Source organism: Ornithinibacillus proteolyticus (assembly GCF_039581225.1).
GTDB lineage: Bacteria > Bacillota > Bacilli > Bacillales > Amphibacillaceae > Ornithinibacillus > Ornithinibacillus massiliensis.
The window spans coordinates 87,025-99,524 of record NZ_JBCPXV010000009.1; the positions used below are offsets into that span (position 1 = coordinate 87,025).

Below are 12,500 nucleotides of genomic sequence, written 5' to 3' on the forward strand. Positions count from 1 at the left end.
CATTTTAATATTGTAATATTTCATTGCGCTGTCTCATTGTATAAATGACAGGCAACAAAATGATTAACCTCAACTGGTTCAAACTCAGGCCTTACCTGTTTGCAAATCTCCATCGCCATCGGGCATCTGGTGTGAAATGCGCAGCCAGAAGGTGGATTAGATGGACTTGGAACATCACCTTGCAATATAATTCTTTCCTTTTCCACATCCGGGTCAGGTACTGGTACAGCGGAAAGAAGTGCTTTTGTATATGGGTGTTTCGGTTCATCGTAGAGTTTGTCTTTTTCCGTTAGTTCTACCAATCTACCTAAATACATAACACCTACACGATCACTGATATGCTTAACTACGCTTAAATCATGAGCGATAAAGACATAGGTTAAGTTAAATTGATCGCGTAAGCTTTCCATTAAGTTGAGAATTTGAGATTGTACGGAAACATCAAGTGCTGACACAGGCTCATCACAGATAATGAGTTTTGGGTTATTCGCTAATGCTCTTGCAATACCAATCCGCTGTCTTTGTCCCCCACTGAATTGATGTGGGTAGCGGGAGGCGTGATAGTTGCTGAGCCCAACAACCTCTAACAATTCCTTCACACGAGCTTTGCGTTCTAATTTGCTCATGCCATGAACTAAGAGAGGCTCGCTAATAATCTTTTCCACGGTATGCCTCGGGTTTAAAGAAGCATACGGATCTTGGAAAATGATTTGCATATCTCGGCGTAGCCTTCTCATCGATTCGGCGTTCAGCTTCGTTACGTCCTGCCCTTCAAATTTTACTTCTCCATCAGTAGGTTCAATCAGTCGGAGTATGCTTTTTCCGGTTGTCGATTTACCACAGCCGGACTCTCCAACGATTCCTAATATTTCTCCGGGGTTAACGGTAAATGAAACATCATCTACTGCCTTTACCTCGCCCACCTTTTTTCCAAGCACCCCACCACGGATGTCAAAGTATTTCTTTAAATGATTAACTTCTAATATTGGATTGTGCATCATGTACTACCTTCCTTTCTCCATCGTTTAATAAAAAGCACCGGCTGGAACGATTGTTAGCTAAGGAAAATAGTTCGGGAGTTTCTGTACTGCAACGTTCAAAGGCGAATTCACAACGATCTTTGAACCTGCAGCCGTTCATCCCCATCTTGGGTTTTGGAACCGTACCAGGGATGGAGTATAGTTTTTGATTTTTTTCATGGAGTTTTGGAATGGAGCGGATTAGCCCCTTCGTATAGGGATGTGTTGGATCTTTTAATATCTCTCGGGTGGTGCCTTCTTCTACTACTTGACCAGCATACATAACCACTACTCGGTCACAGATTTCAGCTACGACACCGAGGTCATGTGTAATCAATAAAATAGCAGTATCCTTCTCTTTATTTAACTTCTTCATGAGGTCTAGAATCTGAGCTTGTATCGTCACATCTAATGCGGTTGTTGGTTCATCGGCAATCAGTATCTCTGGATCACAAGACATCGCGATGGCAATCATCACCCGCTGTCGCATACCACCGGATAATTGATGTGGATATTCGTTCATGACTTCCTCTGCGCGTGGTATTCCTACTAGCTTAAGCATCTCAATCGACTTTTGGTTAGCTTTATTTTTAGATACCTTTTGATGGATTCGAATTGCCTCGCGCAACTGATTACCAATTGTGAATAATGGGTCTAACGAGGTCATTGGTTCTTGGAATATCATAGATATTTCATTACCTCGTATGTCTTTGATTCTTTTCTTTGATGCTTTTAGAAGATCTTCATCTTTAAAATAGATGGACCCTCCTACGATTTTTCCGGGAGGACTGGGTACCAATTGCATAATCGATAGAGAGGTAACACTTTTTCCACAGCCTGATTCACCGACAATGCCAACTACTTCTCCCTTATGTACAGTAATACTTACACCATCTACAGCAGGAATTTCTCCTTGATCGGTAAAGAAGTGTGTATGTAGGTCTACAATTTTTAGAACTTCATCTGACACACAAGTAACCCCCTTTGGTCGTTGCTTTTCTAGACCTTTTTAAGTAGCATATTGAATTTTTGCTTGTGATATTACTAGGTGAGTAAAATTAGCTATAAACCTCCCTGGATTTGCTTCATGCGCTGTTTCTGCCACCCAAGGAATCCTTGGAGCAAAGCGACAACCTTCACGTGGCAATTTTTGTAATGAAGGTACAATACCTTGAATAACATGCAATTTATCTTGTCCTTCTTGTGTATTTGGAACAGAGTTAAATAATGATCTCGTATATGGATGTAATGGTTCTTCAAACAGAGTCATGACGTCTGCAATTTCAACGATTTGCCCGGCATACATCACTGCCACCCTGTCTGCCATTTCAGCAACTACCCCTAGATCATGGGTAATAAGAACTATACCAGAATCCAAATCATCCTTTAAATCTTTAATTAAGTCTAATATCTGAGATTGTATCGTAACATCAAGAGCAGTTGTTGGCTCATCCGCAATGAGTAATTCCGGATCATTTGCTATAGCAGTTGCGATAACTACCCTTTGCCTCATCCCCCCAGATAACTCATGCGGGAATTGCTCATACACATGTTCTGGACGTGGAATTCCAACTTTACTTAGTAGATCAATTACCTTTTCTTTACGCTGATTCTTGGTAAGGTCTTTTTTATGAAGGAGTAATGTTTCTCCTATTTGATTACCGATATTCATTAATGGATTAAGGGCAGTTAATGGATCCTGGAAAATCATACCCATATCATTCCCGCGTAGCTTATTCAGCTTTGACGCAGTCATTCCGACTATGTTTTCTCCTTTGAATAAAATCTCTCCCTCCATCTTTGCACGATTATGTAATCCCATAATAGAGAAGGCTAATGCACTCTTACCACAGCCAGATTCCCCAACAATGGCTAGCACTTCGTTTTTATTTACCGTAAGTGAAACATTATCCACCGCTGCATAATAATCGTCCTTAATCCGGAAAGATGTCTTCAAATCTCTGATTTCCAATAACTTCTCTGCCAACCTTAATCCCCCTAACTAAAAATTGCAAAAATTTAATATATAAATGTTTTATTAACATATTAAAGAGCAGATATTCATGTTGTATAGCGTCTAGTAGTGTCTGCCCCATTATTTATAGTATTAATTTTCCAAAAATTTAAGTCATTATCTATCACAGTAGATATGCCATTTCGCTACTTTCGTAATAAAACTGTAACATATTATTTATTTTTTTAAAGTATATATTATTTTCTGAGTTTTAACAAGCTTTTTTTTAACATTTTTTTAAAAGTTTTTAGATAATTAGTTCTATTACTTATAGCTAAAAGCCGTTACATTGTTGATAATTATAGGGATTTATACGGAGAAGAATATAACTAAAAAAGCCCGGGTGGGGGCATCTCCTACCAGGGCGGAATCATCTTTCTCCTGTTTAGCTCATCTCCTCTCGGGGTGGGTTTATCTCTTCTGTTTGGGCTCATCTCTTCACAAGACGGACGCATCCTCCCGCTATTTGGGCCCATCTCCTCCCCACGTGGGCCTATCTCACCAAATTTCAGTCGCATGCTGCTTCAAGTAAAAATAAAAAACTCCCATTCGCTCATCTTTCTACGAATGGAAGTTTTGCTTATGCTAGCGGGAAAGATATTCAACCCTTCCTCTCTACCAAAAAAGAAGCCACACTAAGTGACTTCTTTTTCGCTATTATTATTCAGCTGCTTCAGCTTTTTCTTCTGTTACACCAATTTGGTAACGTTGAAGATCTGATTCAGGATCAAGTGTATAGTTCGTTACACGGTTATTTACTGGAACGATTTTTGCACGATATAGAGTTGGGAACAACGGAATGTTATCAACCATTAGTTGTTGCCACTTGTCGTATACTTCTTTACGATATTCTGTGTCCATTGCTTTCATAGAAGAACCTTCAGCTAATAGCTGATCATTTTCTTCATTAGTCCAACGTGGGTAGTTAGCATTTGAGTTCCCAGCAAAAATACCAGCAGGGTTTACATCAGTACCAGTACCCCAAGCACCTTGGAAAATATCAATTTCTGGATCATCTTCTTTTATACGATCATAGAATGAGTTGAATTCTAATAAACGACCATCAACTAATTGTACATTTAGACCTACTGCACCCCATGATTGGATGTAGTATTGAGCTAGTGGCTCAGCAGTATCTCCACCAGACATTGATGCAAAGTTAATAACTAATTTTTCACCGTCTGGAGTTTCACGGAATCCATCACCATCAACATCTTCATATCCAGCTTCATCTAGAATACGATTTGCTTCATCTGGATCGTATGTTGGTGTTTCAATATCAGGATTATGATATTCTGGGAAGAATGGAATGATTAATGATGTTGCATTCCAACGTAACCCATTATAGAAGTTGTCACCAACTGCATTATTATCTACAGCATACCACATTGCACGGCGTAGATTTACGTCCGCCATTTTAGCATTAGGGTCAACCTCTACTTGACCTTCTTCAGCATCCCATTTACCTAATTTAAAACCAATGTATGTGTATGCATTATCAATAGATCCTAAGAATTCAACATTAGACATGTTTGCATTATCCAGGAATTGATCTGTTGGGAAGCTATTGACCATGTCAACGCCACCAGTTTTTAATTCTTGAACTACTGTAGAAGGAGATACCACTTTCACTGTAACTTCTTCTAAAGCAGGTGTACCTCTCCAGTAGTCTTCATTTCTTTTTAATACAACAGACTCACCAGGTACAATTGATTCTACTTTATATGGTCCCATTCCGATCGGATTTTTACGAACCGCATCAGATTCTTCCATTTCTTTTACATCCATATCACCGAAGATGTGTTTTGGTAATGCATATGGCCAAATTCCTCCAGTAATAAGAGAAGGACCACCTTCTTTAAAGGTAATTTGTAATGTCTTATCATCAATTACTTTAATACCAGAAATGGTATCTGTTTCACCATCATGATACTCTTTCATTCCTTCAATGTTTTCAAAGTCAGACCCATAACGGATACCATCATAGTCTGGATGACCGATAACATAGTGAACAAATTCCCAATCCTCAGCTGTTACAGGTTTACCATCATGCCAGTTAACACCGTCTTTAATTTGTAAAGTGTACACTTTACCAGTGTCATCCACTTCCCAAGTGGCAGCACCATCTTGTGTGTACGTATAGCTAGCATCTGAGTCAAATAAAGGCTCATCAAACCATGCAATTACTTCATAGTCAGGATTACCTGAATAGAAGTTGAAGTTAAATGTACCTTCTAGTACCGTATCTGACACGATACCATAAGTTAGTGAACCATTTTCAAGTTCTTCACCATTGTTTGAAGCAGTCATATTGAAATCGTCAATATGGAAGATACCATCTTCATTTGCTTCCGTGTTTTTGTTATCTTCTGAACCATTATCCCCTTTGTCCTCAGAAGACTCATTGTCACTACCGCCGCCACATGCAGCAAGTGCAAGCAATAATACGAGCATAAGAGCTAAAAGCCATTTGCTTGTCTTTCTCATCATAGTTGCCTCCCTATTTTTATAGATATAGTTTTCCTTGGCCATCCCGTTGACGCGGCCAAGGAGTAACAAGTACAGATTTTTTATCCTCTTCTTTGTCTTGCGTCTGTTGCACGTTTTAATGCTTGTCCAACATTATTAATAGACAACATTAGAAGTAAAATTAATACCGAAGCAGGCACCCAAATCCACCATCTATATTCTAATGTTTGTGGATTGGTCGCATAGCTTAATAATGTACCTAAACTAGGCGTGCTCTCTGGGAAACCAAATCCTAAGAATGATAGACCTGATTCTAGACCAATATTAGCAGCTAAGTTTAATGTCATCGTTACAATAATAAGTGAGCTACAGTTTGGTAGTAATTGTGTAAAGATAATTTTGAAATTAGAGCTACCAAGTGTTTTCGATGCTTGGATATAATCTAATTCCTTTTCCTGTAAAGCCTTCGATCTGATCAAACGGGCAATTCCCATCCAGAGAAATGCCGTCATAATGAGAGAGAAGGTCCATACACTATACTTTGGTACAATTGCAACGAATGCAATGACAATCATCGTAAACGGTAGGATTAAGAAGAAATCCAAAATACGCATCATGATATTATCAATATGACCACCAAAGTAACCAGCGATTAAACCATAGGCTATCCCAATAATTCCCGTCATAGCTGTTACAAGTAATGCAATCGATAAGGAATTCTTTGTCCCAATAATTAATTGTCCAAAGATGTCACGACCACCGTAATCAGTACCTAAGATAAAATCTTCACCCGGCGGCTCATAGATGGATAACAAGTCTACTGTTACAATTTCATCTTGGTCTAATATAAGGGATGTACCATATACAAATGCCATAATTAAGATTAAGAAGATTAAAGAGATTAATGCTAGCTTATCTCGAACTAGCTCACGCCAGATTATACTCATACCAGAAGGGCTTTTTATCGGTTCCTTCGTTTTCAATTCTTCTGCTTTATTGTTTTCCATTTATTTCACCTCACGATTACCTATTCTTATTTAATACGAATTCTTGGATCTACAATACTTAAGATAATGTCAGATAATAATGCCCCAACAATCGATGCAACACCGAATAATAATGTAGTTGCAGTTAATACCGTGTAATCACGTAAGCTAATGGATTCTACTAATAATTGACCCATTCCCGGATATCCAAAAATGTTCTCAATGAAAATAGAGCCACCAATTAACCCCGTAATCTCAAATCCAAAGAATGCCGCAATCGGTAAAAGTGAGTTTCTTAAAATATGGCGATTATAGACTCGTCTCTCAGAAGCCCCTTTTGCTCTAGCTGTTAAAATGAAGTCTTTGTGCTTCGTATCAACAATTTCATTACGTAAATATTGAATCGTACTATATGTTGTAATTAGTGCCATGGACAATGCTGGTAGTAACAAGTGATAAAGTTTGCTCATAAAGTAGTCAAACGTTCCAGGTTCAAGCCCCGGTGTTACACTACCACTAGTTGGGAACCAACCTAATTGGAAACCGAATAACCAAAGCATTACAAGTGCAAAAATGAATAATGGTGTAGCAAAGCCAACATACGTATAACCAGTAATCAATTGATCACGCCATGTATCATTGTATCGGCCACTAACAATACCTAGTGGAATAGCGATCAGATAGGTGAAGAGTAATGTTGCTACCGATAACCAGAATGTATTGACAATACGTTGCCCAATTAGTTCTGTAACAGGCATTTTAAAACGGAACGATTGTCCTAAATCACCCTGAAGCACGCCTCCCATCCATCTTACGTACTGTTCATGCCATGGGTCATTCCAACCCAAATTTTCACGAATCTCTTCCAGTCTTTTTGGATCAACATTCGGGTCAATTTGCCCTGATAGTGCATCCCCTGGCATTAATTGTGCTAGTACGAAAATTAAAATACTAAGAACAATTAATTGAGGAATCATAATTAATGTACGACGTAATGTAAATTTCCACATATTATCAACCTTTCTCAGGTAAAGCCACTAAATGCGTGTCAGACACTGGCTGTAATTTATAGGCTAAACCTTCCTCATCAAAGTAATCATTGTAGGATTGTTCGTATTCCATTTTTACTTCTTCACGGAATTGACGTTTTTCCTCACGTTTTTTAGGATCAATATCCGGAATTGCCGCCACTAAGCGCTTCGTATAAATATGCTGAGGATTGTTAAAGATGTCCTCTGCAGTACCTGCTTCCACATAGCGACCTTTGTACATAATTCCGATATCATCACACATGTGCTTGATTACTCCTAAGTCATGGCTAATAAACAGATATGTTAAATCAAGTTCCTTTTGAATCTCTTTCATAAAGTTTAATACTTGAGCTTGCACCGAAACATCTAGTGCTGAAACTGGCTCGTCCGCAATAATAAGTTTTGGTTTTAATGCGATTGCTCTAGCGATACCAATACGTTGACGTTGCCCACCTGAGAATTCATGGGGATATTTTAAAATACTTTCAGGACTTAATCCGACTAGCTCCAATAATTCTTGTACTCTCTTACGCTCTTCTTTACGAGTTAAATTTTCAAAGTTACGTAGCGGTTCAGATACGATGTCTACCACACGTTTTTTCGGGTTTAATGATGAATATGGGTCTTGAAAAATCATTTGAATATTTTTACGCGCTTCGGAACGGCCACGTGCAATATTCGTTATATCCTGACCATCAAACATAACTTTTCCGGATGTAATCGTATTTAAACCGATAATGGATCTACCAGTAGTTGTTTTACCAGAACCAGATTCTCCTACTAAACCATATGTCTTTCCTTTTTCTAAAGTGAATGATACCCCATCAACAGCCTTTATATGTCCCACTGTTCTACCGAAAATACCACCCTTTATTGGAAAGTGAACTTTTAAATCATTTACCTCAAGATAAGACATGTTGTTCCTCCTTGCTTTCATCAGGGAAGCTAAAGTGCTTGTAGCATGTACAACGAACATGGTGCCCTGGTGTTACTTCTTTTAGTTCCGGATTTTTTTCATGTGCTGATTCATCTACCCAAGGTATTCGAGCACTGAAACGACATCCTTCTCTTGGCAGATTCTGAAGGGAAGGTACAATCCCTTGAATAACATGTAATTGATCCTGTTTTGTATTACCATTCGGTACGGAATTCAATAATGATCTTGTGTATGGATGTAATGGATTTTCAAATAGTGTTTGTACATCTGCAATTTCAACAACTTGTCCAGCATACATTACTGCTACTCGGTCTGCCATCTCAGCAACTACCCCTAGATCATGGGTGATAAGAATAATACCTGAATCCATTTCATCTTTAAGCTTATTGATCAAATCTAAAATTTGTGATTGGATCGTAACGTCTAGTGCTGTTGTTGGCTCATCTGCAATTAGTAGTTCGGGCTCATTTGCGATTGCCATTGCTATCATGACACGTTGACGCATACCACCTGATAATTCATGTGGAAACTGGTTAATAACATGTTCCGCACGAGGGATACCAACTTTATTCAATAAATCTAATACTTTTGCTCTACGTTCATTCTTGGACATATTCTTATTGTGTAGAAATAAGGTTTCTCCAATCTGCTCACCAACCTCCATTAATGGGTTCAATGAAGTTAGTGGATCCTGAAATATCATACCTAAATCTTTACCACGTACCTTGTTTAATTCTGAAGGAGTCATTTTGGCAATGTTCTTGCCTTTATATAAGATTTCTCCTTCAATCTTCGCACGAGTATGAAGCCCCATTATGGAGAATGCTAAAGCACTTTTACCACAACCAGATTCTCCAACAATGGCAAGAACTTCATTCTTATTAACCGTTAAAGATAAATTATCCACCGCAGCATGATAATCGTCTTTGATGCGGAATGAGGTTTTTAAATTTTTGATTTCTAGAAGCTTTTCTGACATTTTTTTATCCCCCTATTTAGTAATAGTAGGCCCAAGACATTATGCCTTTTTAGGGTGTACTTTTTTACAGTATTTATGATATAGGCTAACCTTAGTATTGTTTAAATTATTCTGATAATTTAGTGTTATTGGAATTACGTGATGAAAACTATTATACTACCAAACTTTTTAGAATGCACGTCAAATTTAAAAAAAGATTAAAAAAACTTTTAAGGTAACATTTTGCAAAACTCCCAAAAACCCATGTATATCAACGGTTTTAAGGCTATTTATATTTCGACAAATTTCTTCATATTTTTTAACACCCTTGTAGTCTATTTGTATTATGATTAAATCTTCTAAATCTTCAGCGTCGTTAAATGATTGATTATTTAGTATAGTACTAATCCTTTTAACTTTCTAACGAATAAAAAGGAGCACATCCTCGATGGAATGTGCTCCTTTTACGCTTCTCATATTGGTATTATCCAAATAATCCAGAGAAAAACTGCCCAATTGCTTCAAATAATTTTTTGAAGAAGCTTCCTACATTGTCCCAAAATCCTTCGTCTGCTAAAATATCTTCTATTTTACCTTGGACTTTTGATGCAATATCGTTTAGCTGATTTTTTACTTGGTCAAAATCAATATCTAAATTACGCATTTTCTCAAACAAATTAATTAATAACTGGCGGTCTTCATCACTTAATGTTATTTCCAATTTACTTAACTGTTCTTGTACGATTCTTTCAATATCTTCTATAGATGCTGGGTTTTGTTCCGCAATAGCTTGCTTGATTTGCGTGATTAAATCACTTACTTGCTCAGATGTTAGTCCTGCATCCTTTACAAGATCTGTTGCGACATTTAATTCCTCATTAGCAAGCTCCATACGTTCTTTATCGAGCTCTACCCCTCCAACATCGTAAGCCTTATATATACCAGTCAAGGCAGAATGGCCAGTAACTTTGACAGGGGATGCAACAACAACCGTTGCATTCTCAACTCCAGCTGTAAGCAGGGCATTAGCGTACATTTCACTTGTTACTTCTGTAATATTGTCAGGAGTGATAATGGATACATTGAGCCCCACTCCCTCTTCTTCTATTGTTATCTTTGCCGAGGAGAACATTCGAGAATTCGGATTTCCTCCGATATACTTAGCCAAGTCTTCCCCTGTTACAGTGAAGATATCAACCATATCAGGGTTCGTTACCTCTAACAGGTCTTCCGTTTGTGCTTTTTGTTTGTCTGTTAAATTACCTCCATAAACAACAATCGGCACGCCAAGCTTTTCATTTATTGCCTCATCCGCACTAACAGGAATGACAAAGGCTGCAAATAAACTCACAATTAATGTATACAATACTGTTAGTTTCATAAATCGTTTCATACGTATACCCCTTCCTAGCTTATTAGATTGCTTGTCTTAAAAAATATTATTCTCTTACATTGATTATACCCAATATAACAAAAATATCACTTTTTTAACTGAAAAACTAATACTATATGGGAAAATTTTCATACTTCATAATCTTCCTATGTAAGAATTATTACTTTAAATTTATTTCGGTTTCCGGTATATTTAGGTTATCGAAATAATTATACAGAAAGAAGGCAAAAACCAATTAGTACGGAAAACTCCAATGCAAAACGTAATTTAGTAATCATGTGGTTTGCCAACTTCTTTATTGCCGGAAGTACCACAATGGTAATCCCCTTTCTTTCCTTGTATATAGATTCATTTGGAAATTTCTCTGATGTCTATGTTCAGAATTGGTCTGGCTGGGTATTTCTTGTTACCTTTATCGCTGCATTTATTTTTGCACCAATCTGGGGTAGAGTTGGGGATAAATATGGAAGAAAAAAACTATTAATCTTCTTTGCAAGTGGGATAGGATTATCTGTATTTCTAATGGGATTCGCTACAAATGTTTGGCAATTATTTATTCTCCGTCTTTTCATGGGGATTTTCACCGGTTTTATTCCGATGTCGCAAGCCCTTATTGCTACGCAAACTCCTAAGAACATAGCAGGAAAGGTACTTGGCACATTACAAACTGGTAGCATAACCGGAACACTGATGGGCCCACTTCTAGGTGGAGCGTTAGCAGATGCATTCGGTTATTCATCTACATTTAAATGGACAGCTATTACCATTATCCTTTCCGGACTTATTGTTTTATTCGGTATTAGGGAAGAACGTTTCGAATTTGCTACCGACAAAGACCATAAAGCATATTCCAGGAAGGAAGTGATTTTGCATATAATCAAACATCCAATTTTATTAGTTGTCATGCTCATTTCTGCTTTAGTACAAATTGCACACTTCTCTGTACAACCGATTCTCTCGTTGTACGTGGAAGAAATTCATGGTCCCGCTAATATAGCATTTTTCTCTGGTATTGCATTCTCTGCAGCCGGACTAGGTAATTTACTGATGTCCAGAAAATGGGGCAAATTAGGAGATCAACATGGGTATATAAAAATATTAATTGCCCTTCTTTTCATGGCGGGTATTGTTTATATACCGGGTGCGTTTGTCACATCTATTTGGCAACTTGTCATCGTTCGTTTCTTATTGGGTGTTTCTATCGGAGGAATTATTCCGTTAAGAATGGCTTATATCCGCCAAGAGGCACCGTTATCTATGCAAGGGGAAGTATTAGGGTACAATACAAGTCTCCGGTTCCTCGGCAATATCATTGGTCCCGCACTCGGAGGATTAATTGCTGGGTTTAATGGCATATCCACTGTTTTCTATGTAACTAGTGGACTATTAATTTTAAGTGGAGGATTTCTTCTATTCGCTTGGTATCGTTACGAGTACACAGTAGAGAAAACTCATTCGTTATCACAATAGAAATGACATTTCAATAGAATTTCTTCATATCGACTGTGATAATTCATACTTTTCTAAAAAAAGAGGCTGGGACAAAACCCCAGTAAATAATTAAAGACGTAGCGCTAACCATTTAAAATGGTAAGTGCTACGTCTTTTTTAATATTCTTACTCTTTTTAGTAAACAAAAAGGACACCCTCTGATAAAATTAAAGTAACCACACAATAACCTATCAGGAGGTAT

The 12,500-nt window shown here is 37.7% G+C and carries 10 protein-coding genes; 1 reads left to right on the top strand and 9 read right to left on the bottom strand.

Going from position 1 to position 12,500, the window contains the following annotated elements; translation table 11 throughout:
* Positions 1–20: 20 nt before the first annotated feature.
* The 9 genes from AAIB49_RS06610 to AAIB49_RS06650 form a co-directional block, all read right to left on the bottom strand.
* The gene (locus tag AAIB49_RS06610; protein ID WP_339217890.1) at positions 21–998 is read right to left on the bottom strand and encodes an ABC transporter ATP-binding protein; all 978 of its coding nucleotides are present in this window, start codon (positions 996–998) and stop codon (positions 21–23) included.
* Entirely contained in the window at positions 973–1,989 is a 1,017-nt protein-coding gene (locus tag AAIB49_RS06615; RefSeq protein ID WP_186868122.1) for an oligopeptide/dipeptide ABC transporter ATP-binding protein, read from the bottom strand. The genes AAIB49_RS06610 and AAIB49_RS06615 overlap by 26 nt, the downstream gene beginning before the upstream one ends.
* 39 nt (positions 1,990–2,028) lie before the next feature.
* Entirely contained in the window at positions 2,029–3,006 is a 978-nt protein-coding gene (locus AAIB49_RS06620; protein ID WP_343457560.1) for an ABC transporter ATP-binding protein, read from the bottom strand.
* A 687-nt stretch (positions 3,007–3,693) separates the two neighbouring features.
* Positions 3,694–5,520, bottom strand: coding sequence for an oligopeptide ABC transporter substrate-binding protein (gene opp4A, locus AAIB49_RS06625; protein WP_343457561.1), 1,827 nt, complete (start codon positions 5,518–5,520; stop codon positions 3,694–3,696).
* 83 nt (positions 5,521–5,603) lie between these two features.
* On the bottom strand, positions 5,604–6,509 hold the full coding sequence (locus tag AAIB49_RS06630; RefSeq protein WP_186868241.1) for an ABC transporter permease: 906 nt from the start codon (positions 6,507–6,509) through the stop codon (positions 5,604–5,606).
* Positions 6,510–6,535: 26 nt separating this feature from the next.
* Positions 6,536–7,498, bottom strand: coding sequence for an oligopeptide ABC transporter permease (gene opp4B / locus AAIB49_RS06635; protein ID WP_186868240.1), 963 nt, complete (start codon positions 7,496–7,498; stop codon positions 6,536–6,538).
* A 4-nt stretch (positions 7,499–7,502) separates the two neighbouring features.
* Positions 7,503–8,435 carry an ABC transporter ATP-binding protein gene (locus AAIB49_RS06640; RefSeq protein WP_186868239.1) on the bottom strand — a complete coding sequence of 311 codons (933 nt, stop codon included), beginning with the start codon at positions 8,433–8,435 and terminating at the stop codon, positions 7,503–7,505.
* The gene (locus AAIB49_RS06645; RefSeq protein ID WP_186868238.1) at positions 8,422–9,435 is read right to left on the bottom strand and encodes an ABC transporter ATP-binding protein; all 1,014 of its coding nucleotides are present in this window, start codon (positions 9,433–9,435) and stop codon (positions 8,422–8,424) included. Before AAIB49_RS06645 ends, AAIB49_RS06640 begins: the two co-directional genes overlap by 14 nt.
* Before the next feature lie 463 nt (positions 9,436–9,898).
* Positions 9,899–10,807: a DUF1002 domain-containing protein gene (locus tag AAIB49_RS06650; protein WP_343457562.1), complete on the bottom strand. Its 909-nt coding sequence runs from the start codon at positions 10,805–10,807 to the stop codon at positions 9,899–9,901.
* A 276-nt stretch (positions 10,808–11,083) separates the two neighbouring features.
* Here AAIB49_RS06650 and AAIB49_RS06655 point away from each other — a divergent pair, with 276 nt between their 5' ends.
* A complete protein-coding gene (locus AAIB49_RS06655; protein ID WP_339213001.1) occupies positions 11,084–12,277 on the top strand; it encodes an MFS transporter in 1,194 nt (397 codons plus the stop codon).
* The last annotated feature ends 223 nt before the right edge of the window (positions 12,278–12,500 follow it).

Bases quoted from the DNA above. Each gene is read 5' to 3' on its own strand.
- AAIB49_RS06630 (WP_186868241.1), bottom strand. From the start codon at position 6,509: ATGGAAAACAATAAAGCAGAAGAATTGAAAACGAAGGAACCGATAAAA.
- opp4A (WP_343457561.1), bottom strand. From the start codon at position 5,520: ATGAGAAAGACAAGCAAATGGCTTTTAGCTCTTATGCTCGTATTATTG.
- AAIB49_RS06610 (WP_339217890.1), bottom strand. From the start codon at position 998: ATGCACAATCCAATATTAGAAGTTAATCATTTAAAGAAATACTTTGAC.
- opp4B (WP_186868240.1), bottom strand. From the start codon at position 7,498: ATGTGGAAATTTACATTACGTCGTACATTAATTATGATTCCTCAATTA.
- AAIB49_RS06645 (WP_186868238.1), bottom strand. From the start codon at position 9,435: ATGTCAGAAAAGCTTCTAGAAATCAAAAATTTAAAAACCTCATTCCGC.
- AAIB49_RS06655 (WP_339213001.1), top strand. From the start codon at position 11,084: ATGTGGTTTGCCAACTTCTTTATTGCCGGAAGTACCACAATGGTAATC.
- AAIB49_RS06650 (WP_343457562.1), bottom strand. From the start codon at position 10,807: ATGAAACGATTTATGAAACTAACAGTATTGTATACATTAATTGTGAGT.
- AAIB49_RS06640 (WP_186868239.1), bottom strand. From the start codon at position 8,435: ATGTCTTATCTTGAGGTAAATGATTTAAAAGTTCACTTTCCAATAAAG.